Origin of the sequence: Pseudomonas sp. AM8, from assembly GCF_036346475.1 — a bacterium.
Taxonomy (GTDB): Bacteria; Pseudomonadota; Gammaproteobacteria; order Pseudomonadales; family Pseudomonadaceae; genus Aquipseudomonas; species Aquipseudomonas marginalis.
On the sequence record NZ_JAOTNX010000007.1, the window covers coordinates 57,394 to 82,308 of the forward strand.

Sequence of the window (24,915 nt, forward strand, 5' to 3'; positions counted from 1 at the left end):
GGCTTTCAGCCGCCGGACTTCTTGGCCTTGTAACCCAGCCTGATCAGCTCGGCCAACAGCAGTTCGACGTGATCGCCCTGGATCTCGATGACACCGTCTTTCAACGCGCCACCGGTGCCACAGCGCTTTTTCAGCGTGGTGGCCAGTGCCTTGAGCGGCTCTTCGGCCAACGGCACGCCGGTGATGGTGGTCACCGTCTTGCCGCCACGGCCTTTGCTTTCGCGGCGCACGCGGGCAATACCGTCGCCTTCGGGGATCAGGGTCTGTTTGCAGGTACACGAATCCACGGGCTGACGACAGTCCGGGCAGTGTCGACCTGCGTCGGTGGAAAATACCAGGCCGCCGAGGGCGGCGAAGGATGCGGCTTTTTTGGCCACCGGCAATCCTCTCGGGAGGACAAAGACTGATCGGCCTCCGCTAAGGGACGACCGACCGCGAAGCCCCACTCAGGCAGGGGCAGCGCTACCGAGCCGCCAAGGCTAATCCCCACCTGTAGGAGCGAGCTTGCTCGCGAAAATCGTCAACGATGAAGCGTGCATTCCGAATGCACGCGGCGTTCTTGAGTTTTTCGCGAGCAAGCTCGCTCCTACAGTGATCCCAGGGTGAAACAATGGCGGTTCGGGTGAAAAGTCGCGCAGTGTAACGGCAAAAAGCCCACTTGCTAAGAGCCAAATGGCGCCAATTTATGCAGCTTTAGCGACGCGAGGCCAGATAGCGCCGCAAGCCCTCCTGGGCGTCCGGGCAGTAAGGCTTGTGCTCGGCTTCCTGCAGGACCGTTTCTACGGGCAAAAAGCGCGCCTCCATGACTTCTTCAGGCTGCAGGCGCAATGGCCCATCCCAGATCGCCGAGTAGGATTTGCACCAGAGCCGACTCTCGCCATCCTCAAAGTAGAAATGGTCATGCTCGGTCAGTTCCACCCCGCCAACACCCAGTTCCTCTTCCAGCTCGCGGGCCGCAGATAACGCGTAGGACTCTCCCGCCGCGACCATCCCGCCCGCCGCCGTATCCCAGAACCCCGGGTACAGGGCCTTGCTCAGGGTGCGCCGATGCACGCACAGCTCACCCTTGGAATTGAACAGGAAGATAAAGGTGCAACGGCCGATCAGGCCGCGCTGGCGCAAATCGGACCTGATGAGGTGGCCGAGCAGGTTGTCCCGCTCGTCGACCCAGCAGATCAGTTCGGCATCAGAGGCCGCACGGTGCGCGGCCTCGTTTTGAGCTGCGTCCATCATCAACCCTGGTTGAGCAGTTGACGCAAATCGATCACCGCCGCGTTGGCCCGGGAAATGTAATTGGCCATGACCAGCGAATGGTTAGCCAGCACGCCGAAACCGCTGCCGTTGAGGATCATCGGGCTCCAGACCGGCTCTTGCGAAGCCTCCAGCTCACGAATGATCTGACGCACGCTGACGGTGGCGTTTTTCTTGGCCAGCACGTCGGCAAAGTCGACTTCGATGGCACGCAACAGGTGGGACAGCGCCCAGGCCTGGCCACGGGCCTCGTAGAACACGTTATCGATCTGCATCCAAGGGGTTTCCACCACTTCTTCGTCGACCTGCGGCACTTCACCCGGCGCCAGGGCTTCGGTTTTCAGTGCGGTGTTCAATTTAACCCGGCCCACGCTGGCCGACAGGCGTTGCGACAGCGAGCCCAGGCGGGTGGCCACATCGCCCAGCCAGTTGTTCAGGTTGTCGGCGCGGGCATAGAACAAGGCGCCACGCTGATTCGGGTCGGACAGGCGTGCTTCATAGCGGTTCAGGGAGTTGATACCTTCCTGGTACTCCGACTCACTGGACGGCAGCACCCAGCTCTTGTTGTCGAAGTTGAACCGCGGCTCGGCCTTGGCCAGATCGGCGTCTTCGGCCGACTGCGACTGGGAGCGGGCGAAGTCTTTACGCAAGGCGCGGGTCAGGTCGCGCACCTGCACCAGCACGCCGTATTCCCAGCTGGGCATGTTGTCCATCCACAGGCCCGGCGGGAAACGGTCGTTGGAAATATAGCCACCGGGCTTGTTCAACAACGTGCCAACCACAGTCTTGAGGGTTTCGACGGTGGTATAGCCCACCACCATCTGCTTGCCTTCCTTCTCGGCGGCAAGCTGCGCATTCTGCTGGACCGGGAACAGCGCCGGCTCTTCGCTCCAGTACCAGCCCAGGGCGCCGGTGACCAACAGATACAGGCCGAGCACGCTGAGCACGGCTCGGCTCATCAGCAGGGTACGAAAATAGCTGCGGTTGGCCGACTTGGGCTCAGGGGCAGGGCCTTTGGCACTGCCCGCACGGTTTTTCCAGTCCAGCATGGCGATATCCTTTCAATCACTTGAGTTCATGCACTTGAATTGAGGGCGTGCGTTCAAACACTCCGACCACAACCCTACCCCATCGTGCCCGCCCATGCGGGGCTTTTCACCAAACGTGCATACGGCAAGCATTCGACTATAAAGGATGCACGCTTTTTAAGCTGCGCGACCGTCAGGTCACCAACTGAATATCAGGGACACGCAGTTAATTGACATATGACACTCATCCCATTGGAAAGAGGTGCTAGCATAGAGCCATCAGTTCGACCTCAGCATGCACCCTCACTAGTAGTCAGGATATGACCGAGCCAGAAGACCCCAGCCGTGAGCGTCTCAAGCAGCATTTTGCCCAGCGGGTAATTCATCAGGCACGTCAAATTCTTGAGATCTGGCAGCGCCTGCAACGCAGCGAATGGTCAGGCGCCGACCTCTCCGAACTCAGCGAGGCCAACCTGCGCCTGCAACGCTTCGCCGAGCGCTTCGAACAACCCGAACACGGCCAACTGGCCCGGCACATCGGCGAATCGCTCAAGGCCGTCGACGAAAACCGCGGACGCCTGAGCAGCCACCTGATCACCGAACTCAACCGCTTGATGCAGCGCCTGTCCCGCACCGGCCTGCGCCAGGGCGACCAGCTGGAACAAACCTTCCTGCCGCCGATGCGCAAGCCGATCTACGTGATGCTGGCCGATCACGACCGCGCCGAGCGCCTGGCCAAGCAGCTGGAATTCTTTGGCATGAGCGCCCAATCCCTGGACAGCGTCGCGGCGTTTCGCGCGTCCCTGGCCGAGCGCCTGCCGTCGGCGATCGTGATGGACGTGGATTTCTGCGGCGCCGGCCTGGGGCTCAAGCTCGCCGCCGAAGCCCAGGAAGGCCTGGAGCATAAACTGCCGCTGTTGTTTTTCAGCCTGCACGAAACCGACACCCCTACTCGCCTCGCCGCCGTGCGCGCCGGCGGCCAGGAATTCCTCACCGGCACGCTGGAAGCCTCCAGCCTGCTGGAAAAGATCGAAGTACTGACCTGCGTCGCCCAGTACGAACCGTACAAAGTGCTGATCATCGATGACTCGCGGGCCCAGGCGCTGCACACCGAGCGCTTGCTCAACAGTGCCGGCATCGTCACCCGCACCTTGATCGAGCCGATCCAGGCCATGGCCGAGCTGGCAGACTTCCAGCCCGACCTGATCATCCTCGACATGTACATGCCGGCCTGTACCGGCACCGAACTGGCCAAGGTCATTCGCCACAATGACCGTTACGTCAGTGTGCCGATCATCTACCTGTCGGCCGAAGACGACCTGGACAAGCAGCTGGACGCCATGAGCGAAGGCGGCGACGACTTCCTCACCAAACCGATCAAGCCGCGCCACCTGATCACCACGGTGCGCAACCGCGCCGCCCGTGCGCGCAACCTCAAGGCGCGGATGGTGCGCGACAGCCTGACCGGGTTGTACAACCACACCCATATCCTGCAATTGCTTGAAGACTGCAGTTTCCGCGCGCGCCGCGAGAACAAGCCGTTGAGCTTTGCCATGCTCGACATCGATCACTTCAAGCGGGTCAATGACAGCCACGGCCACCCCATGGGCGACCGCGTGATCAAGAGCCTGGCGCTGTTTCTCAAGCAACGCCTGCGCAAGACCGACTACATCGGCCGCTACGGCGGTGAAGAATTCGCCATCGTGATGCCCGACACCGACCTGGAATCGGCCTGCAAGGTACTGGATGAAATTCGTGGGCGCTTTGCCGAGATTCACTACCCGGCGCAGCCGCAGGATTTGTGGTGCACCTTCAGCGCCGGGGTGGTGGAGCTGTGTGACGGCTCCGACAGCCTGATGATGGCCGCCCAGGCCGACGAGGCGCTGTACCGCGCCAAGGATGCCGGGCGTAACCGCGTGCAAGCGGCGCGCACGTCAAAGCAAAGTGCCACCTTTTCACCAGAATCCACTGATTCCGTCATAACCCTGTAATGAAAACGCAATAACTTCAGGCACTTACCTTTTGCTGTCGGTTGATACCCCGCATGCGCCTGAAGCTGCTGACCAATCTCAATACCCTCCTGCTGGTGGCCGTGTGCCTGGCACTTGGAGCGACGCTGTGGTGGTCGCAACGGGCGCTGGAACGGCCTTATTTGCTGATGGAGCGCTACCTCGGCCTGTCACAGACCTTCCAGAACCAGGCCGCACGCAATATCGACGACTATCTGGGCAGCGGTGATGCATTGCGCTTGAGCAGCGCCAGCCAGAGCCTGGAAAGCCTGTTGCAGCACCTGGATGAACTGCCCGCCGACCTCGCGCAGAACCTGCGCCCCAGCCTTGCGGACCTGAATGCCTTCAGCAAGACCGACCTGCTGGCGGCCGGTAAGTTGGCAGGTGACCCACAAGCCCTGTTGCTGCAGGCCGAGCGGGAGCTGGGCGCCAACCTGGAGCAGTTGAGCCAGTACGCCAAGGGCGTCAACAGCGCCGAGGCCGCGCGCTACCTGCCGCCGCTGCTGGCGGCCTCACAGCACCTGGGCAAGCTGTCCCTGGCTCGCGACAAACTGGTGAGCAGCGGCCGCGCGGAACTGGCGGACGATGTGGAACGCGAAGTCAGCAATATGCGCAGCCAGGCCGACCTGCTGGAGCAACTGCCATTACTCGGGGTAAAGGCCAGCGCAGAATCCAACACCGATGACTTTTCGGCCTTGATGGGCCTGGAAAACAGCGCAAAAACCGAAGCCCAGGACACCGGCGTCGACCTCAAGCGCGAACTCAACGGCCTGCTGGCCCGCTACCCCGCCGAACTCCAGCGCACCCGCACGCAGATCCAGCAGCGTGCCGACCTGGCCGCCGCCGCCCACTTGAAAATCGCGGCCGTTCAGCAGGCCATCGCCGGCCTCGAGCCGGCGGTGCGCGCGCAACACGGTAAGATCCAGGGCGAAGTGCGCCTGATGCAAGGGGTGATGATCGGCCTGATTCTGCTGATCGCCCTGTTGATCGACACCCTGCAGCGGCGCCTGGCGCGGGTGCTGACCAACCTGGCCCCCGCCTTGTCGACCTGGGGCGAGGGCAACTTCAGCCAACCGATCACCTTGGGCAAGACCAACCGCGAACTGCGCGACATCGAAGCGTCCCTCAACCGTTTACGCGCCTATCTGGTGGATCTGGTGGGTACCATCCGTGGCAATGCCGAAGAAGTGGCCGGCAGCAGCCGCGCCCTGGCCGAACTGAGCAGTGGCCTGCACGACGGCGCCGAGCGCCAGGCCGGGGATACTGCGCAGATTCGTGACTCCCTGGGCGAACTGGAAGCCACCATCCAGCAAGTCGCCGGTGATGCCAGCCAGGCGGCCGGCGCCAGTCGCAGCGCGGGCCAGGCGGTCGAGCAAGGCCAGCGCGTGATCGGCCTGAGCCTGACCGGCCTGCACGCGCTGGTGGGTGAAGTGCAGCAAAATGCGCAGATGATCGAGAAACTTGCCGAGGAGTCCGCCACCATTGGCGGCGTATTGACCGTGATTCGCTCGATTGCCGACCAGACCAACCTGCTGGCGCTCAACGCCGCCATCGAAGCCGCACGCGCCGGTGAGGCCGGGCGCGGCTTTGCCGTAGTCGCTGACGAAGTGCGCACCCTGGCCCAACGCACCGCTGGCGCCACCGCCGAAATCCAGGGCTTGATCACTGGCCTGCAAACCGCCGCGCACCAATCGGTGCAGGGAATGCGCGCCCAGGTTGAACACGCCGAGGCTACCGCCCAGCAAGCCCAGGCTGCGGATGGCGCGCTGGATGAAATCGTCGGCGCGATCCAGACCATTTCCGACACCGCCGTGCGGATTGCCGATGTAACGGCGCAGCAAAGTGGCGCCGTGAGTGAGATTCGCGACAACAGCGAGCGGATTCATCAGCTCGGCGAGGATAATTTGCTGCGCATCGGCCAGGGCCGCAGCCAGGGTGAGCATTTGCTGGTGCTGGGTGGGCAGCTCAATACGGCTGTGCAGGCGTTCCGTGTCTGACCGGCCCCATGAAGATCCAAAATCAAATGAAGATCAACATGTGGGGGGGCTTGCCCCCGATAGCGGTGGATCAGTTACAGATGCGAGACTGACACACTGCAATCGGGAGCAAGTCGAATCGTCGCACCGCCCCTCCCACATTTGATCTCCACGGGATTCAAGGGCGTATTACCCATGACCGGATCCCGACCCCCAGTCACAAATTTTGCGCAATCCTCGCTAATCGTGCCGCCTACTGCGTAGAACTGGACAGTCACAAAGGCTTTGCGGCATAGTCGCCGGGTTCTGCCTTGCCCACATCAATAACAAGGAACAGCCGATGGCGACCTTACTGGTTCTTCACGGACCCAACCTGAACCTGCTCGGCACCCGTGAACCGGGCGTCTACGGGGCAGTGACCCTCGATCAGATCAACCTTGACCTGGAACGACGGGCACGTGAAGCCGGCCACCATTTGCTCTACCTGCAAAGCAATGCCGAGTATGAATTGATTGATCGCATCCATGCCGCCCGTGGCGAAGGCGTGGACTTTATCCTGATCAATCCCGCCGCTTTTACGCACACAAGCGTTGCATTACGTGACGCGCTGCTGGCGGTGAGCATCCCATTCATCGAAGTGCATTTATCGAACGTGCACAAACGCGAACCTTTCCGCCATCACTCCTACTTCTCCGACGTTGCGGTAGGAGTGATCTGCGGCCTTGGCGCCAGCGGTTACCGACTGGCCCTGGAGGCCGCCCTGGAACAGCTTGAACAACCGGCCAAGCGCCCCTGACCGACCCTTGGGAGTTGATGATTCATGGATATCCGTAAAGTTAAGAAACTGATCGAACTGCTGGAAGAATCCGGTATCGACGAGCTGGAAATCAAGGAAGGCGAAGAGTCCGTACGGATCAGCCGCCACAGCAAGACCCCGGCCCAACAGTTCTACGCACCACAGATGCAAGCACCGGCACCGGCTGCTGCTCCGGCCGCCGCGCCTGCTGCCGCCGCCGCACCTGCCGCACCGGCAGCCCCTGCGCTGAACGGTTTCGTGGTCAAGTCGCCAATGGTCGGTACGTTCTACCGCACCCCGGCACCGACCTCGCCAGCCTTCGTTGAAGTAGGCAAGACCGTGAAAGTGGGCGACACCATCTGCATCGTTGAAGCGATGAAGATGATGAACCACATCACGGCCGAAAAAGCCGGCGTCATCGAATCCATCCTGGTAGAAAACGGTCAGCCGGTTGAGTACGACCAGCCGCTGTTCACCATCGTTTGAACCGCGGAGCGCCTTCGATGTTGAAACCTGCGAAGAAACTGCAAAAAGTCCTGATCGCCAACCGCGGCGAGATCGCGCTGCGTATCCTGCGCGCCTGTAAGGAAGAGGGCATCAAGACCGTCGCTGTTTACTCGACGGCCGATACCGAATTGATGCACGTGAAACTGGCGGACGAGAGCATCTGCATCGGCCCGCCACTGGCCACGAACTCGTACCTGAAAGTCTCGAACATCATCGCCGCCGCTGAAGTGACCGGCGCTGATGGCATCCACCCGGGCTACGGCTTCCTCGCGGAAAACGCCGATTTCGCCGAACAGGTGGAAAAATCCGGGTTTGCCTTCATCGGCCCGAAAGCCGAAACCATTCGCCTGATGGGCGACAAGGTCTCGGCCAAGGACGCCATGATCGCCGCCGGCGTGCCAACCGTTCCTGGCTCCGACGGCCCACTGCCTGAAGACGAGGAAACCGCACTGCGCATTGGTCGCGAAGTCGGCTACCCGGTGATCATCAAGGCCGCCGGTGGCGGTGGTGGTCGCGGCATGCGCGTGGTGCATAAGGAAGAAGAGCTGATCGAAGCGGCCAAGCAGACTCGCTCCGAAGCGGCTGCCTGGTTCGGCAACCCGATGGTCTACCTGGAGAAGTACCTGACCAACCCACGTCACGTGGAAGTGCAGGTACTGTCCGACGGCCAGGGCCACGCCATCCACCTGGGCGATCGCGATTGCTCGCTGCAACGTCGTCACCAGAAGGTGTTGGAAGAAGCCCCGGCACCGGGCCTGGATGAAAAAGCGCGTCAGGAAGTCCTGGCTCGCTGCGTCAAGGCGTGCATCGACATCAACTACCGTGGCGCCGGTACCTTTGAGTTCCTCTACGAGAACGGCCGTTTCTACTTCATCGAGATGAACACTCGCGTGCAGGTAGAGCACCCGGTGTCGGAGATGGTCACCGGTATCGACATCGTCAAGGAGATGCTCAGCATCGCCGCCGGCAACGTGCTGTCCTTCACCCAGGACGACGTGAAGATCCACGGTCACTCCCTGGAGTGCCGGATCAACGCCGAAGACCCGAAGACCTTTATCCCAAGCCCTGGCCTGGTCAAGCATTTCCACGCGCCCGGCGGCAACGGCGTACGTGTGGATTCGCACCTGTACAGCGGCTACAAGGTTCCGTCCAACTACGACTCGCTGATCGGCAAGCTGATCACCTGGGGCGCGACCCGCGACGAGGCCATGGCCCGTATGCGCAATGCCCTGGACGAAATCGTGGTCGACGGCATCAAGACCAACATCCCGCTGCACCGGGACCTGGTTCGTGATGAAGGCTTCTGCGAAGGTGGTGTGAACATTCACTACCTGGAACACAAGCTGGCCAACCAGTAAGTGTTCCACCCAACAAAGCCGCCTTCGGGCGGCTTTGTTGTTTCTGCACACCTGTTTTCCAGGATGCACACCGCCCCTCCCACATTTGGTCCGCATTCACTCAGTAATGTCGTCTTATGCTGTTCGCTCGCGTAAACTTGCGCGCTTTCGCAGCCTACCCCGCTGCACACTCATTTTTTTCAAAGGTGCCCGCCATGCCTTGGCTGCAAGTCCGTCTCGCCATCAGCCCAGAACAAGCCGAAACCTACGAAGACGCGTTCCTCGAAGTGGGCGCCGTCTCGGTGACCTTCATGGACGCCGAAGACCAGCCGATCTTCGAACCCGAGCTGAATACCACCCCGCTGTGGTCCCACACCCATCTGCTGGCCCTGTTCGAAGACGGCACCGATGCCCCCGCCGTACTGGCCCATATGGAATTGCTCACCGGCAGCCCGTTGCCCGAGCATCACAGCGAAATCATCGAAGACCAGGACTGGGAACGCAGCTGGATGGACAACTTCCAGCCGATGCGCTTCGGCCAACGCCTGTGGATCGTGCCGAGCTGGCATGCCGCCCCGGAGCCGAACGCGGTCAACCTGCTGCTGGATCCGGGCCTCGCATTCGGCACTGGCACCCACCCCACCACCGCGCTGTGCCTGGAGTGGCTGGACGGCCAGGACCTGACGGACAGCCACGTGCTGGATTTCGGCTGCGGCTCGGGGATCCTGGCGATTGCCGCCCTGTTGCTGGGCGCCAAGGAAGCCGTGGGCACCGACATCGACGTGCAGGCCCTGGAAGCGTCCCGGGATAACGCCGGGCGCAACAACATTCCTGAAGGCAAATTCCCGCTCTACCTGCCGCAGGATTTGCCCCAGGTGCAGGCCGACGTGCTGGTCGCCAATATCCTCGCCGGCCCGCTGGTGTCCCTGGCGCCACAACTGTCGAGCCTGGTCAAGCCGGGCGGGCGCCTGGCGCTGTCGGGCATCCTCGCCGAGCAGGGCGAAGATGTCGCCGCCGCCTACGCCAAGGATTTCGAGCTGGATCCGATCGCTAACCGTGATGGCTGGGTACGCATCAGCGGGCGTCGGCGCTAGAATGAGCGCTTGCCTGAATCGGATGGCCGCATGACCGACAGTTTCGTCACCCAGTGCCCGCATTGCCAAACCCGCTTTCGCGTCAACCACGCCCAATTGAGCGTGGCTCGCGGCGTGGTTCGCTGCGGCTCGTGCCTGCAAGTCTTCAACGCTGCCCGCCAGCTGCTGGAGCAGCGCGCCCAGGCGCCTGCGCCGGAGCAGCCGGCCACGATCGAGCCCGTGCGCGAAGCCGCGCCTGAGCCACAGCGGGCAATCAGCCAGAAGCAGTGGAGTGCCGAAGAGCTGGACCTGGACAACCTGGACCTGGACCAGGAACTGGCCAAGCTTGAACGCCGCGAGATTCAGCACACGCTGCCCGTGGGCGCGGAACGCCGCCAGCCCGGTGCCGACCGTCGGCAGAAAGAAGACGCTCTCAGCGCCAGCCGCGAAACCGTCAAGGCCGAAGAAGAAAAATGGGCCGCCAGCCTGTTCAGCGAACCGCCTGGAGAACGCGCCAACGCTTCCGAAGACGAACCTGAACCGGCCAAAGCCCCTGCGACCAGGCAGCGCACCGAGCCCTCCATGTCGTTGCACCTCGACGATGAGCCTGCGCTGCGCTCAACCCCGGAAGATGAACACTCCGACCCGCCGTTCACGCCCCTGACAGCGGCAGCGGATGAAGCGGAGCCCGAAGAGCGTGTGCAATCCCATCGCAAGCGCCCACGCCCCGAGGCCGGCGTCCATGACGACCTGCTCCAGGACCTGGAAGACGACCCTCTGCACCTGTACGCGCAAAAACGCCCGCAGGGCCTGGGCCGTCGCCTGATCTGGATACTGCTGGTACTGATCGCCGCCGCCGGCCTGGCTGCGCAGTACATTGCCTATCAGTTCGACGATCTGGCCCGCCAGGACGCTTACCGCCCATGGTTCCAGCAACTGTGCCCCACACTGGGCTGCACGGTGCCGTCGCGGGTCGATATCGCCCATATCAAGAGCAGTAACCTGGTGGTACGCAGCCACCCGGAGTTCGCCGGGGCGCTGGTGGTGGATGCGATCATCTATAACCGCGCGACGTTCTCCCAGCCCTTTCCGCTGCTGGAACTGCGTTTCGCCGACCTCAACGGCAACCTGATTGCCAGTCGTCGCTTCAAGCCCGCCGAATACCTGAGCGGCGAGTTGGCCGGGGTGAGCGAAATGCCATCACAAACCCCGATCCATATCTCCCTGGATATCCTCGATCCGGGCAATAAAGCCGTGAATTACAGCCTGAGCTTCCACTCGCCCGAGTGAATCGGCCTACGCACCGTCGCTTGACGGTGGAGTATTGACTGGGCCCCGCCCATCCAAACCGGCGGCGATAAAGAAATAACTGTTCAGATTTTATCCAATTCAGCCTTTATCCAGTCATCGAGAGCGGGTATCATGCCAACCCTTTTTCGAACTCTAATGATCCGGCCCCACAACAGGGAAGTCCTATGTCGGCGGTACGCATCGGCCCATATACATTGCAGAATGGCTTGATTCTCGCCCCGATGGCGGGCGTCACCGACCAGCCCTTTCGTCAGCTGTGCAAGCGTTTGGGCGCGGGTCTAGTAGTCTCGGAAATGGTCACCAGCGACATGAGCTTGTGGAACACCCGCAAATCGCGGATGCGCATGATCCACGAAGGTGATCCCGAGCCCCGCTCGGTCCAGATCGCCGGGGGTGATGCGCAGATGCTGGCGGATGCGGCCCGGGCCAACGTGGAGTTGGGCGCACAGATCATCGATATCAACATGGGCTGCCCGGCCAAGAAGGTCTGCAACAAGGCCGCCGGTTCCGCGCTGTTGAAAGATGAGCAGTTGGTTGCCGAGATCCTGCAGGCCGTTGTTGCCGCAGTGGATGTGCCGGTGACCCTGAAGATTCGTACCGGTTGGGACCGGGACAACAAGAACGGCCTGACGGTGGCGAAGATCGCCGAACAGGCAGGCATTACAGCGCTGGCGGTGCATGGTCGCACCCGCGCCGACCTTTACACCGGTGAAGCCGAGTACGACACCATCGCCGCGATCAAGCAGGCGGTGTCGATGCCGGTATTTGCCAATGGCGACATCGACTCGGCCGAAAAAGCCCGGCGCGTGCTGCACGCCACCGGTGCCGATGGTGTGTTGATTGGCCGGGCCGCCCAGGGGCGGCCGTGGATTTTTCGTGAGGTCGAGCATTTCCTGCGTACAGGTGAAGTCCTGCCGGCGCCGGAACTGGTCGAGGTGGAACGTATTCTGCTAGAGCATCTGGCTGCACTTCACACCTTCTATGGAGAGGTGATGGGCGTGCGTATTGCTCGCAAGCATGTGGGTTGGTATCTCGCAACCCTGCCGGGCGCCAGGGAGTTTCGCGCCGGCTTCAATCGTTTGGATGAAACGCAAGCACAGGTCACCGCCGTTCGTGAGTTTTTTGCCGAACGAGACAAGAGCCTGAGAGCAGGGGACGGAGAATGGGTGGCCGCATGACGATGATGACCGAGACTTTAGTGAGTGGAACAACACCCGTGAGCGACAACGTCAATTTGAAACAGCACCTCAACACGCCGAGCGAAGAAGGCCAGACCCTTCGCGGGAGTGTCGAGAAGGCGCTGCATAATTATTTCGCCCACCTTGAGGGCGCTTCCGTCACGGACGTGTACAACCTGGTGCTCTCCGAAGTCGAGGCGCCCCTGCTCGAAAGCGTGATGAACTACGTCAAGGGCAACCAGACCAAAGCCAGTGAGCTGCTGGGCCTCAACCGTGGCACCTTGCGCAAAAAGCTCAAGCAATACGATTTGCTGTAAGCATTCAATCAAACCAGAAAGGCGCCCGCGTAAAACCGGTCGCCTTTTTTGCTGACTCCTTTGCTTTTGATGGAAATTGAAATGACCGACCAGACTACCCGCCTGCCGATCCGCCGCGCCTTGATCAGTGTCTCCGACAAGACCGGGATCCTCGAATTTGCCCGGGAGCTGGAAGCCCTGGGCGTGGAAATCCTCTCCACGGGCGGGACCTTCAAACTGCTGCAGGACAACGGCGTGGCCGCAGTGGAAGTGGCGGACTACACCGGCTTCGCAGAAATGATGGACGGTCGCGTCAAGACCCTGCACCCGAAAATCCACGGCGGCATCCTCGGCCGTCGCGGCATCGACGACGCCATCATGACCGAGCACGGCATCAAGCCGATCGACCTGGTGGCCGTCAACCTCTACCCGTTCGAAGCCACCATCAACAAGCCGGGCTGCGACCTGCCGACCGCCATCGAAAACATCGATATCGGCGGCCCGACCATGGTTCGCTCGGCGGCCAAGAACCACAAAGACGTGGCCATCGTGGTCAACGCCGGCGACTACGCCCAGGTGCTGGAAAGCCTGAAAGCCGGCGGCCTGACCTACGCCCAGCGTTTCGACCTGATGCTCAAGGCGTTCGAACACACCGCCGCCTACGACGGCATGATCGCCAACTACATGGGCACCGTGAACCAGGCCGCCGAAACCCTGAGCACAGAAGGCCGCAGCCAGTTCCCGCGCACCTTCAACAGCCAGTTCATCAAGGCCCAGGAAATGCGCTACGGCGAGAACCCGCACCAGAGCGCGGCGTTCTACGTGGAAGCCAAGCCTGCCGAAGTGGGCATCGCCACCGCGACCCAGTTGCAAGGCAAAGAACTGTCCTACAACAACGTGGCCGACACCGACGCCGCGCTGGAATGCGTGAAGAGCTTCGTCAAGCCGGCCTGCGTGATCGTCAAGCACGCCAACCCATGCGGCGTGGCCGTGAGCCCGGACGCTGAAGGCGGCATTCGCCAGGCGTACGAACTGGCCTACGCCACCGACACCGAATCCGCGTTCGGCGGCATCATCGCCTTCAACCGTGAACTGGATGCAGAGACGGCCAAGGCCATCGTCGAGCGTCAGTTCGTCGAAGTGATCATCGCCCCTTCCGTGAGCGAAGAAGCCCGCGCCATCGTGGCGGCCAAAGCCAACGTGCGCCTGCTGGCCTGCGGCGAGTGGTCGGCTGAACGTGCCGCTGCCTGGGACTACAAGCGCGTCAATGGCGGCCTGCTGGTACAGAGCCGCGATATCGGCATGATCGGCAGCGCAGACCTGAAAGTGGTGACCAAGCGCGCCCCGACCGAGCAAGAGATCAACGACCTGATCTTCGCCTGGAAAGTGGCCAAGTACGTTAAATCCAACGCCATCGTCTACGCCAAGAACCGCCAGACCATCGGTGTCGGCGCTGGCCAGATGAGCCGCGTGAACTCAGCGCGTATCGCCGCGATCAAGGCCGAGCATGCCGGTTTGCAGGTGGCCGGCTCGGTGATGGCGTCGGATGCATTCTTCCCGTTCCGTGATGGCCTGGACAACGCCGCGAAAGCCGGCGTGACTGCCGTGATCCAACCGGGTGGCTCGATGCGTGATGCCGAGGTGATCGCCGCTGCTGATGAAGCCGGCATTGCCATGGTCTTCACCGGCATGCGCCACTTCCGTCACTGATCCAAATGTGGGAGGGGCTTTTTGTGGCGAGCGGGCTTGCCCCGCGCTGAGCTGCGCAGCAGCCCCACTGGATCTCCAGTGAACACAGTGGGGGGCAAGCCCCCTCACCACAAAAGCCCTCCCACATTTAAAAGCGCTCCAGCGGCGCCTACAGAATTTGAGGTTTTTGAAATGAATGTTTTGATCATTGGCAGCGGTGGCCGTGAACACGCCCTGGCCTGGAAAGTTGCCCAGGACCCACGGGTCCAGAAAGTCTTCGTCGCCCCCGGCAATGCCGGTACCGCCATCGAAGCCAAGTGCGAAAACGTCGCCATCGACGTACTGGCCCTTGAGCAGCTGGCCGACTTCGCCGAGAAAAACGTCTCCCTGACCATCGTCGGTCCGGAAGTGCCATTGGTTGCCGGTGTCGTAGACCTGTTCCGCAGCCGCGGCCTGGATTGCTTCGGCCCAACCGCCGGCGCCGCCCAGCTGGAAGGCTCGAAAGCCTTCACCAAGGATTTCCTGGCGCGCCACAAGATCCCGACGGCCGACTACCAGAACTTCACCGAGATCGAGCCCGCCCTGGCCTACCTGCGTGAAAAAGGTGCGCCGATCGTGATCAAGGCCGACGGCCTGGCCGCCGGTAAAGGCGTGATCGTCGCCATGACCCTGCAGGAAGCCGAAGACGCCGTGCGTGACATGCTCGCCGGTAACGCCTTTGGTGACGCGGGTTCGCGCGTCGTCATCGAGGAATTCCTCGACGGCGAAGAAGCCAGCTTTATCGTGATGGTCGACGGCAAGAACGTGCTGCCGATGGCCACCAGCCAGGACCACAAACGCGTCGGCGACGCCGACACTGGCCCGAACACGGGCGGCATGGGTGCCTACTCCCCTGCCCCGGTGGTGACCGCCGACGTGCACCAGCGCGTGATGGACCTGGTGATCTGGCCGACCGTGCGCGGCATGGCCGATGAAGGCAATGTGTACACCGGTTTCCTCTACGCCGGACTGATGATCGACAAAGCCGGTAACCCGAAAGTCATCGAGTTCAACTGCCGCTTCGGCGACCCGGAAACCCAGCCGGTGATGCTGCGCCTGCAATCGAGCCTGGTGCTGCTGGTGGAAGCCGCGCTGGCCCAGGCCCTGGACAAGGTTGAAGCGCAGTGGGATCCACGTCCGAGCGTCGGCATTGTGCTGGCCGCCGGTGGCTACCCGGCCGACTACGCCAAGGGCGATGTGATTGAAGGCCTGGACGCGGCGGCCACCTTGGAAGGCAAGGTGTTCCATGCGGGCACCGCGCTCAAGGACGGCAAGGTCGTGACCGCCGGAGGCCGTGTGCTGTGCGCCACCGCCATGGGTGCCAGCGTCGACGCCGCACAGCAACAGGCGTACAAGCTGGCCGCAAAAATCGACTGGCAAGGCTGCTTCTACCGCACGGACATCGGCTACCGCGCCATTGCCCGTGAACGTGGCGAAAGCCAGTAACGCTAGCTATCCGTTCGGTTAGGCAAGGGCTTCTGGCCCTTGCCGTATACAGGCCTCCCCGCGCATAGTTAACCGTGCATCAACCTACGAAGGGATTTCGCCGTGCGCTGGCTCAGGATCGCCATAGGTTTTACTGTCAGTCTGCTGACGCTGCTCTGCCTGTTCCCGGCCCAGGCCGCCGCGCAAGGCAGTGGCTGGGCAGTATTGCTTGATGAACAGGCCGACCTGCAGCTGAGCGACATCCGTTCCTCGCGCTACACCAATCAATTCAGCCCCATCGAACTGGACCGCATTACCGCCGCGGAACCGGACGGTGCGTTGTGGGTACGTTTCAAGCTGCAACCCGGCAAGCACGAGCAGGTGCTGCGGGTATTCGCCCCGGACCTGGCGCACCTGAGCCTCTATGTGCTGGACGGCGACACCCTGATCGAGCAACAAAGCAGCGGTAACCGCCAGCCCCAGGCGGAACGCCCGCTGCCCAGCAACGACTTCATGCTGCCGATGCCCCAGAGCCAACAGACCCTCGACGTCTACCTGCGCCTGGTTTCCGAGCACGAACTGCGCCCCTATATCACCCTGGAACCGGCCGTGCTGGCCGCCGCCGACCAGACCCAGACATTGATCTACGGCCTGCTGTTCGGCTGCCTGCTGATGCTGATCCTGCACAACCTCACGCGCTTCGCTTACCACCGCTCGCGCAGCAGCCTGTGGCTGGCGGCCTGCGAACTGCTGCTGATGCTCAGCCTGGCGCTGCTGCTCAACCTGGTAGGCCCATGGCTGCCGAACTGGCACGCGGTCCAGACCCCGGGCGCCTACCTGGCCCTGCTGCTGACAGCGCCCTGCGGGCTGATGTTTGCCTATCGCTTCTTCATGCCCCTGGGTCCGCACCCGCTGAACAAGCTGTTGATGGCCGACATCCTGTTTATCGTGCTGTGCGGCCTGCTGCTGTTGTTCGTCAGTACCCTGCCGCTGAACATCATCACCTACGCGCTGGTGGCCCTGGCGGGCCTGAGCATGCTGTTTGTCTCGGCGTATCACTGGCAGAAAGGCTATCGCCCGGCGCGCTTGTTCGTGGCGGGCATGGTGGTGTTCAACATCGGCACGCTGATCATTCTCCCGGCGTTGCTGGGGCTGACGATGGTGTCGCCCCAGGGGTTGATCGTCACATTGCTGGCCTTCATCTGCCTGAGCGGCCTGTTGATGAGCCTGGCCCTGGGCGAGCGCCAGCGCGCGATTGTCGAGGCCCGCTTCAGCCTCAGCCGCGACCTGGCCGCCAGCAATGCCGAGATCGCCGCCAAGGCCGAATTCCTGGCCAAGATCAGCCACGAAATCCGCACCCCCATGAACGGCGTGCTGGGCATGACCGAACTGCTGCTGGGCACGCCACTGTCGGTGAAACAGCGCGACTACGTGCAAACCATCCACAGCGCCGGTAACGAGCTGCTGACATTGATCAACGAGATCCTCGACATCTCCAAGCTCGAATCCGGGCAGATCGAGCTGGATGACGTGCAATTCGACCTCAATGCGCTGATCGAAGACTGCCTGAGCATCTTCCGCGCCAAGGCCGAGCAGCAGAACGTCGAGTTGATCAGCTTCATCCAGCCACAGGTGCCCCGCGTCATCAGCGGCGATCCGACCCGCCTGCGCCAGGCGCTGTTGAGCCTGCTGGAAAACGCCCTGCACAAAACCGACGAAGGCGAAGTGCTGATCGTCGTCGCCCTGGATGACCGCAGCACCAAGCCGCGCCTGCGCATTGCCGTGCAGGACAGCGGCCTGCCAATGGAAGCCGCTGAACGCGAGGCCCTGCTGCACAGCGAACTGCACAGCAAGAACTTCCTCTCGGCCACCCGCTTGAGCGGCCACCTGGGCCTGGTGATCGCGCGCCAGCTGATCCTGTTGATGAACGGTGAGTTCGGCATCAAGAGCGGCAGCCATCAGGGCAGCACGTTATGGCTGACCCTGCCGCTGGACCCGGAACGCCTGGAACACCCCACCTCCGACCTCGACGGCCCGCTCAAAGGCGCGCGCGTGCTGGTGGTGGACGACAACGATACGTGCCGCAAAGTGTTGGTGCAGCAATGCTCGGCCTGGGGCCTGAATGTCAGCGCCGTGCCGTCGGGTAAAGAGGCCTTGGCCTTGCTGCGCACCAAGGCGCACCTGCGCGATTACTTCGATGTGGTGCTGCTGGACCAGAACATGCCCGGCATGACCGGCATGCAACTGGCGGCGAAGATCAAGGAAGACCCGAGCCTGAACCACGACATCCTGCTGATCATGCTCACCGGCATCAGCAATGCGCCGAGCAAGATCATCGCGCGTAACTGCGGGATCAAGCGCATCCTCGCCAAGCCGGTTGCCGGTTACACCCTCAAGACCACCCTGGCCGACGAGTTGACCCAACGCAGCAAAGGTGGCGTGCAGCCCCGTCCGCCCCTCAGCGTCCCGGCGGCGGTGACCGTGCCCAGCGACTTCAGGATCCTGGTGGCCGAAGACAACAGCATCTCCACCAAAGTGATTCGCGGCATGCTCGGCAAGCTCAACCTCGACCCGGATACCGCCAGCAACGGTGAGGAAGCCCTCGAGGCGATGAAGGCCCAGCGTTATGACCTGGTGTTGATGGACTGTGAGATGCCGGTTCTCGATGGTTTCTCGGCTACCCAGCAACTGCGGGCGTGGGAAGTCAGCCACCAGCGCATTCGCACACCCGTGGTAGCGCTCACGGCGCATATCCTCTCGGAGCACAAAGAACGCGCACGCCAGGCGGGGATGGACGGGCACATGGCCAAGCCGGTGGAGTTATCACAATTGCGTGAGCTGGTGGAGTTCTGGGTGGCGCAGCGTCAACAACGGCCTGAACACGCCCCGTCCTGACTTTAAATGCAATTCCAATGTGGGTGGGGGCTTGCTTCAGTCAAGAGCGAACACTGTAACTGACTGGCATTAGGGCGAGCCCCCTCCCACATTTGATCTCTGGCGCCTGATAGACTCTCCACACTTTCCCCGCCTGCGAGCCCCCCCATGCTCCACGTGTTATTCAGCGTTTACCTGAAGATGCTGGTGCTCTACAGCCCGTTCTTCGTGCTGTCCTGCTTTATCAGCCTGACCCGTGGTTATTCGAGCAAAGAGCGGCGGCGCCTGGCCTGGAAAGTATCGCTGGCAACCCTGGTGTCGAGCGTGTTGCTCTACCTGTTCGGCCGGGTGATCTTCAGCGTGTTCGGCATCACCGTGGATGCCTTTCGCATCGGCGCCGGCAGTGTGCTGTTTATCTCCGCCCTGGGCATGGCCCAGGGCAAGTCGGCCGTGCAGACCGACAATGTGCAGCAGGACGTGACCATCGTGCCGCTGACCATTCCCCTCACGGTCGGCCCCGGCACCATCGGTGCGCTGTTGGTCATGGGCGTCAGCCAACCGCACTGGGATGACAAGATCACGGCCATCCTCAGCATCGCCCTGGCCAGCCTCACGGTCGGTGTGGTGCTGTACCTGTCCAACCGTATCGAACGGATTCTCGGTGACCAGGGCCTGCAGATTGTCAGTCGGTTGATGGGATTATTCGTGTGTGCCCTCGCCGCGCAAATCATCTTTACCGGGGTGCGCGGCTACCTGGTGCCTTAGATCCGGTATTTGGCAATCGCCGACTGCACCTTGTCGCCCGCGCTCTCGCGCATCAGTTGGAGGTTTTTTTCGTTGACCATCGAGGTATTCAGCACCAGGCAGGTCTGCCCGCTGAAGGCCTCGAACGAGGAACTGTCCCACTCCAGAAACGGCAGCCCCACCTGTTTGTTCACGCCTTGGGTGCTGTACGTCACCAGCACCATCATCAATTCGCCGTCGGTTTCGGCGCAGGATGCCAGGCCGAAATCACCGCCCTGGTGCACCGTACTGTTGCGCTTGAACAGTTCGAAAGAACTCGGTTGCTGCTTCAGTGCCTCCAGCGCATCGGCCGCCAGTTTCGGCAGCGCCGTAACCAGCGGTCCCGAAACCGACACCCCCGCCAGTATCGCGGTGATGATATTCAACGCCGCCAGTTGTACGGTCAGGCCCTTGCCCGACTGTGAGACCCGCTCGAAACTGCTGCGCACCGGTAGCCAGCCCAGGCTGATCATCACCTTGATAAATTCGTCGTACCAGGCCTCGGTACCTCGCTGGATCTTCAATACATCGCTGACGTAGCCGCTGGCCAGCAGATAGCTTTTGCGAATGTATTCCCGGTTCAACCCGGACAGCCCCTCGGCAAACGAAATCACGCTGTTGTTGACTACCGCCGCGTTGCAGTCGTCCTCCGTGTCAAGCGGCAATGAGGGCTGCGCACCTCGCGCCCTCGGCAATGTGTAGCGCGCAATCAACTTGCGCCGTTTTATGTTGTTGATCCTTCTGTGATGTCGCTCCATTTCAGTTCTCCACAAACACCCCGGCTCGGGGCTTGTGTCCACACTAGTCCAGTCAGCGGCGGCTCTTCCATCCCACAAACATCGCTTGCCGGCACGCGGCAAAAAACGCTGCCCAGCAATGACAGGGCGCCCCTCGGGGCCTTCCGGCTTTCGTCACTCAAAAAAGAAAAAGCCCCGAGCAACAGCAGGTGATCACCCATTGTCATTCGGAGCTTTCGTGCAGCCACCCAAGCGTTTTCAGGAGGCAGGCTTTGCACCGTACCAGCGCGGCGTGTACACCCATTCACCGCCATCGGCGCGAGGGAATGTGCAGGTAGTGGATGAGCCGACCAGCACCATGGTGCGCATGTCCACCTGGTCTGGCGTGAGTTGCCCGAGGGTGGTGACGCGCAGGGTCTGGCCGGGGCGACCGATATCGCGACCCAGCACCACCGGGGTCTCAGGCGTGCGGTGTTGCGCGACGATTTCCAGGGCGCGCCCCAGCTGCCAAGGCCGCGAACGCGAAATCGGGTTGTAGAACGCCAGGGCCAGGTCGGCCTGGGACGCGAGGTCCAGGCGCTTTTCGATGATCGACCAGGGCTTGAGGTTGTCCGACAGCGACATCACGCAAAAGTCGTGGCCCAACGGCGCGCCGGCCTGGGCCGCGGTGGCCAGGGAGGCCGAAACCCCCGGCAGGATTTCCAGGTCGACCTGATGCCACGCCGGATCGCCGGACTCGTGCAACGCCTCGATCACCGCCGCCGCCATGGCGAAGACGCCCGGGTCGCCGGACGACACCACCACCACCGAACGCCCCTGGGCGGCCAGCTCGAAGGCGTGGCGGGCGCGCTGCATCTCTTCGCGGTTATCGGTGCAATGCTGTACCTGATCGTCACGGAACGGCCCGGCCATGCGCACATAGGTTTCATAGCCCAGCACATCGGTGCAGCGCGCCAGTTCGGCCTTGACCGCCGGCACCATCAGCTCGGCGGCGCCAGGGCCCAGGCCAATCACGGCAAGGCGGCCACGGCGGCGGCCGACCTGGGCCAGGTCCAGCGGTTGGTCAGCCACCTCGATGACAATATCGGCAGCCTGGGTAACGCCGCCAAAGCACAGCGGCACGCCCAACGCCGACGCGGCTTCGTGCAACGACGGGTCAGCCATCTGCGTATCGCTGGCCAACAGGCACGCCAGGGATTGCACGGCAATGCCCGCCTCGTGCAAGGCCGCGCGCACACGCTCGGCCAACTGCGTACCCGGCTTGCAGGTCACGCACACCGTCTTTGGATAGATCAGCAACTCGTTGGCGGAAGGCACACGCTCGGCACTGCCCACGTGAATGGCTAGATGCGCTTGCTGGTCCTGGGGCAAATTCGCCTGGTCCAACCACGGCGCCGCGCCTTCGATGCGCACGCTTTCGCCGGCCAGCAGGTCGGACACGAAGCGCTTGCCCAGCTCCAGGTCCGCCAGCTCATAACCCGCCGGCGGGTTGAGCAGGCAGGTGCCGAATCGCAACTCGCCACTGGTGGTGATCGCCGCAGCGACACCCAGTGCTGCCGCGATGTCCCGCGCCATGACGTTCACCCCGCCAAGGCCACCGAGCAACGGCACCACGGCGCTGCCATCTTCCGCCACGGCCAGCACGGCGGGTTCTTCGCCTTTCTCCAGCAGCAGCGGCGCCAGGGTGCGGATCACGATGCCGGCCGCACACAGGGCGATCAGCGGCGTGCCCTGCTGGTACAACTGACGCAGGGTCGCGCCGAATTCGCTGTAAGACTGGTCTGCACCCTCAACCCGCCCGGCCAGGCCGTGGATCAGTGCGCCAGGGTAAACCTGCTGGATCCTGCGCGCGGTGGCCAGGCTGCCCTGGCCCAGAATGACAATCGCCGGGTTCATCAACCTTGCCACCGTTCACCCGGCACGATGATCAGCGAGAAGTACGGCGAAGACATCGGCTCCACCTGGTCCAGCGCCACGATTTTCTGGTTGGCCATGGTCGCGCGCTCCACATACAGTGCGCGCTCGGCCAGGCCGAGTTCTTCCAGTACCTGGCGCACCTTGGGGAAGTTGCGCCCCAGCTTCATGATCACCGCCGCGTCGGCATCCGCCAGGCGGCGCTTGAGGTCTTCGTGGGGCAATACGCCCGACAGCACCGACAGGCTCTGGTTGCGATACACCAACGGCGCGCCCAGCACCGAGGCGCCGCCAAGCATCGAGCACACACCGGGGATAACCTGGGCTTCGTAGCGCTCGGCCAAGCGGTCATGCAAATACATATAGGAGCCGTAGAAGAACGGATCGCCTTCACAGATCACCGCCACGTCGCGACCGGCGTCCAGGTGCACGGCCACCTCGACACTGGCGGTGTCGTAGAAGTCGCTGATCACTTGTTCATAGGACAACGGCGCCGGCAGCGCTTCGGTGGTCACCGGGTACACCAGTGGCATCAGGGTTTGCTGTGGCACTAGGTGGTCTTCGATGATGCCGAAGGCGTTACCCTTCTTGCCCTTGGCCACGAAGTACGCCACCACCGGCGATTCGCGCAGCAGGCGCAGGGCCTTGAGGGTAATCAGTTCCGGGTCGCCGGGGCCGACGCCCAGGCCGATCAAACGTCCGCGTGCCGGCATTATTCGACCTCCGTGGCGAGCGCATTCACCGCCGCCGCGGCCATGGCACTGCCGCCCAGGCGGCCCTGCATGATCACGAACGGTACGCCACGGCTGTCCGCCGCCAGCATCGCCTTGGATTCGGCAGCGCCGACAAAGCCGACCGGGAAGCCGAGGATCAACGCCGGTTTCGGTGCCCCCGCGTCAAGCATTTCCAGCAGGTAGAACAACGCGGTCGGCGCGTTGCCGATTACCACCACGCTACCTTCCAGGTGCGGACGCCACAGCTCCAGGGCCGCAGCGGAGCGGGTATTGCCCAGCTCCCGCGCCAACTCCGGCACGCTGTCGTCGCGCAGGGTGCAGATCACCGGGTTGTTGGCGGGCAGGCGCGCACGGGTCACGCCTTCGGAGACCATCCGCGCATCACACAGAATCGGCGCGCCAGCGGCCAGCGCATCGCGCCCGGCCTTACCCGCACCTTCGGAGAACTGCAGGCCGTCGATGGCCTCGACCATGCCGCAGGCATGGATCACCCGCACCGCGAGTTTCTCCAGGTCGGCCGGGATACGCTCCAACTTGGCTTCCGCGCGAATAATGGCGAAGGAGTTGCGATAGATCTCCTGACCGTCGCGGATGTAATCAATCATCGGTGTTGCTCCGTGGGTGAGCGCGCAGCAAGGCGCCCGCCGCTTCAATGGAAAGGGTGCGTGCGCGCAGCCGGCCGAAACCGGGGTGGGCTGCATCGCGAAAATACAGGTCGTAGTGGCCGGGGCTCACCGCCAGCAAGGTGACCGGCGCGATATGTGCGGCGGCGCAGGAACGTGGGCAGCCGGACAGGTGCACGTCATGGCCGGGATGCAGCGCGGCCAAGTGCACGGCGTCGGCCTTGGTGTCGGCGAGGGCTTTGGCGCAGCCGCTGGAACCGGTGCAGGCGATCACGCGGGCCAAGGGTTGGTCGACGGTGCAGAGGAAGCCCAGTTGCGCCAGCCGTTGGGTCACGGCGTGAGGTTTTTCGACGTTGGGCAGTAACACACCTTGCCAGGGGGTGAAGCGCAAGGTGCCGTCGCCATATTCGCTGGCGAGCTGCGCCACGCCTGTGAGCATCGTCGAATCCAGGCGCCCCAAGGGTGCGATGGCCGCGACGTAGAATTGATTGCTTTGAGCCTGTGGATAACTCCCGAGGTGCAGCAAAGCGCCGCTAGGCGGGCGTTTGAAGCCATCGGCCGGCAGCAGCGGCAGGCTGAGGCGGCTCAACAACTTATCCACAGCCAGGTGGCGCATGCGGGTTTGTTCCGGGGTGGCGAGGTCAAGAAACGCCTCCAGCACTGCCACCACCAACCCATGACCCTGTGCCAACGGCACGGCGGCCAACGGTGCATCCAATCCTGGACAACCTGCCAGGCCGAACGCGAGGAGTGTCTCGCCATTGCGTACGAACGCCGACAGCCACAGATCATGATGATGCTCGAGCATCGCCAGGGCCTCACCGCCATCCAGTTGCACGGCGAACTTGGCCGACAGCTCATGGAAACGCGGACGGTTTTGCAGGGTGGCGAGGATCTGCTCGGCCAGCGGCCGGGTGTCGAACAGCATCTGCGGGTCGATACCGGCGCTGGGGCTGAGCATCAGGTTGCGCACGTCATCGCCAGCGGCGTTACTCGGGCCCAGATCGGCGGCCAGCAGCATGGCGATCAAGGCGTCTTGCTCGGCACCGATCCCACGTATCTGCAGGTTGGCGCGGTTGGTCGCCTCGATCACCCCGCCCGCATAGGCCTGGGCCGCGTCCGCCACGGCACGGGCCTGGGCGGCGCTGATCGAGCCACCGGCCAGTTTGATCCGGCAGATGCCGCCATCCAACGCCTGGACGATACGCAGCAACCCCGGACAAGCCGAGGGGCGCAAGGTATTCACAGCGGGCGTTGGGTTCACGGGGCTACCGGTTGACGGGTAAAGGCGCGGTATTATGCCTGCTTTGTCCGGCGGCATGAAAAGCCTGCCCG

Annotated in this window: 21 protein-coding genes; 13 read left to right on the forward strand and 8 right to left on the reverse strand. The window is 62.7% G+C overall.

Going from position 1 to position 24,915, the window contains the following annotated elements:
- Positions 1-5: 5 nt before the first annotated feature.
- From V3W40_RS17715 to V3W40_RS17725, 3 genes are all read right to left on the reverse strand, one after another.
- Complete coding sequence (locus V3W40_RS17715; protein WP_027607992.1) at positions 6-377, reverse strand: translation initiation factor Sui1; 372 nt, start codon at positions 375-377, stop codon at positions 6-8.
- 316 nt (positions 378-693) lie between these two features.
- Complete coding sequence (locus tag V3W40_RS17720; protein WP_330215417.1) at positions 694-1,230, reverse strand: NUDIX hydrolase; 537 nt, start codon at positions 1,228-1,230, stop codon at positions 694-696.
- A 2-nt stretch (positions 1,231-1,232) separates the two neighbouring features.
- Positions 1,233-2,210: a DUF2333 family protein gene (locus V3W40_RS17725; RefSeq protein WP_370671257.1), complete on the reverse strand. Its 978-nt coding sequence runs from the start codon at positions 2,208-2,210 to the stop codon at positions 1,233-1,235.
- A gap of 389 nt (positions 2,211-2,599) precedes the next feature.
- On the opposite strand from V3W40_RS17725, the gene V3W40_RS17730 reads away from it, so the two are divergent.
- From V3W40_RS17730 to V3W40_RS17790, 13 genes are all read left to right on the forward strand, one after another.
- Positions 2,600-4,270 carry a response regulator gene (locus V3W40_RS17730; RefSeq protein WP_074848656.1) on the forward strand — a complete coding sequence of 557 codons (1,671 nt, stop codon included), beginning with the start codon at positions 2,600-2,602 and terminating at the stop codon, positions 4,268-4,270.
- A 53-nt stretch (positions 4,271-4,323) separates the two neighbouring features.
- The gene (locus V3W40_RS17735) at positions 4,324-6,285 is read left to right on the forward strand and encodes a methyl-accepting chemotaxis protein (RefSeq protein ID WP_330215418.1); all 1,962 of its coding nucleotides are present in this window, start codon (positions 4,324-4,326) and stop codon (positions 6,283-6,285) included.
- Positions 6,286-6,604: 319 nt separating this feature from the next.
- Positions 6,605-7,060, forward strand: coding sequence for a type II 3-dehydroquinate dehydratase (gene aroQ, locus V3W40_RS17740; protein WP_012721999.1), 456 nt, complete (start codon positions 6,605-6,607; stop codon positions 7,058-7,060).
- 24 nt (positions 7,061-7,084) lie between these two features.
- Entirely contained in the window at positions 7,085-7,546 is a 462-nt protein-coding gene (accB, locus tag V3W40_RS17745; protein WP_027607997.1) for an acetyl-CoA carboxylase biotin carboxyl carrier protein, read from the forward strand.
- Between the two features lie 17 nt (positions 7,547-7,563).
- On the forward strand, positions 7,564-8,925 hold the full coding sequence (gene accC / locus V3W40_RS17750) for an acetyl-CoA carboxylase biotin carboxylase subunit (RefSeq protein ID WP_027607998.1): 1,362 nt from the start codon (positions 7,564-7,566) through the stop codon (positions 8,923-8,925).
- A 194-nt stretch (positions 8,926-9,119) separates the two neighbouring features.
- Positions 9,120-9,998: a 50S ribosomal protein L11 methyltransferase gene (gene prmA, locus V3W40_RS17755; protein WP_137211581.1), complete on the forward strand. Its 879-nt coding sequence runs from the start codon at positions 9,120-9,122 to the stop codon at positions 9,996-9,998.
- A gap of 30 nt (positions 9,999-10,028) precedes the next feature.
- Positions 10,029-11,267 carry a DUF3426 domain-containing protein gene (locus tag V3W40_RS17760; RefSeq protein WP_137211582.1) on the forward strand — a complete coding sequence of 413 codons (1,239 nt, stop codon included), beginning with the start codon at positions 10,029-10,031 and terminating at the stop codon, positions 11,265-11,267.
- A gap of 185 nt (positions 11,268-11,452) precedes the next feature.
- Positions 11,453-12,466: a tRNA dihydrouridine synthase DusB gene (dusB, locus tag V3W40_RS17765; protein WP_027607756.1), complete on the forward strand. Its 1,014-nt coding sequence runs from the start codon at positions 11,453-11,455 to the stop codon at positions 12,464-12,466.
- Entirely contained in the window at positions 12,463-12,783 is a 321-nt protein-coding gene (gene fis / locus V3W40_RS17770; RefSeq protein WP_002555375.1) for a DNA-binding transcriptional regulator Fis, read from the forward strand. The genes dusB and fis overlap by 4 nt, the downstream gene beginning before the upstream one ends.
- Positions 12,784-12,864: 81 nt before the next feature.
- A complete protein-coding gene (purH, locus tag V3W40_RS17775) occupies positions 12,865-14,472 on the forward strand; it encodes a bifunctional phosphoribosylaminoimidazolecarboxamide formyltransferase/IMP cyclohydrolase (RefSeq protein ID WP_131696714.1) in 1,608 nt (535 codons plus the stop codon).
- A 171-nt stretch (positions 14,473-14,643) separates the two neighbouring features.
- Positions 14,644-15,936 carry a phosphoribosylamine--glycine ligase gene (gene purD, locus V3W40_RS17780; RefSeq protein WP_065925564.1) on the forward strand — a complete coding sequence of 431 codons (1,293 nt, stop codon included), beginning with the start codon at positions 14,644-14,646 and terminating at the stop codon, positions 15,934-15,936.
- Positions 15,937-16,038: 102 nt separating this feature from the next.
- Positions 16,039-18,810 (forward strand): hybrid sensor histidine kinase/response regulator, encoded by a 2,772-nt coding sequence (locus V3W40_RS17785; RefSeq protein ID WP_027607753.1) that lies wholly within the window; start codon positions 16,039-16,041, stop codon positions 18,808-18,810.
- Positions 18,811-18,957: 147 nt separating this feature from the next.
- The gene (locus V3W40_RS17790) at positions 18,958-19,554 is read left to right on the forward strand and encodes a MarC family protein (protein ID WP_330215419.1); all 597 of its coding nucleotides are present in this window, start codon (positions 18,958-18,960) and stop codon (positions 19,552-19,554) included.
- On the opposite strand, the gene V3W40_RS17795 is transcribed toward V3W40_RS17790, so the two are convergent.
- From V3W40_RS17795 to cobG, 5 genes are all read right to left on the reverse strand, one after another.
- A complete protein-coding gene (locus tag V3W40_RS17795; RefSeq protein WP_330215420.1) occupies positions 19,551-20,330 on the reverse strand; it encodes a hypothetical protein in 780 nt (259 codons plus the stop codon). The two genes, V3W40_RS17790 and V3W40_RS17795, sit on opposite strands and share 4 nt — an antisense overlap.
- 237 nt (positions 20,331-20,567) lie before the next feature.
- A complete protein-coding gene (cobJ, locus tag V3W40_RS17800; RefSeq protein ID WP_330215421.1) occupies positions 20,568-22,205 on the reverse strand; it encodes a precorrin-3B C(17)-methyltransferase in 1,638 nt (545 codons plus the stop codon).
- Complete coding sequence (locus V3W40_RS17805) at positions 22,205-22,936, reverse strand: precorrin-2 C(20)-methyltransferase (protein ID WP_065925568.1); 732 nt, start codon at positions 22,934-22,936, stop codon at positions 22,205-22,207. The genes cobJ and V3W40_RS17805 overlap by 1 nt, the downstream gene beginning before the upstream one ends.
- A complete protein-coding gene (locus tag V3W40_RS17810) occupies positions 22,936-23,562 on the reverse strand; it encodes a precorrin-8X methylmutase (RefSeq protein ID WP_065925569.1) in 627 nt (208 codons plus the stop codon). Before V3W40_RS17810 ends, V3W40_RS17805 begins: the two co-directional genes overlap by 1 nt.
- Positions 23,555-24,901 (reverse strand): precorrin-3B synthase, encoded by a 1,347-nt coding sequence (cobG, locus tag V3W40_RS17815; protein WP_330215422.1) that lies wholly within the window; start codon positions 24,899-24,901, stop codon positions 23,555-23,557. Before cobG ends, V3W40_RS17810 begins: the two co-directional genes overlap by 8 nt.
- Between the last annotated feature and the right edge of the window lie 14 nt (positions 24,902-24,915).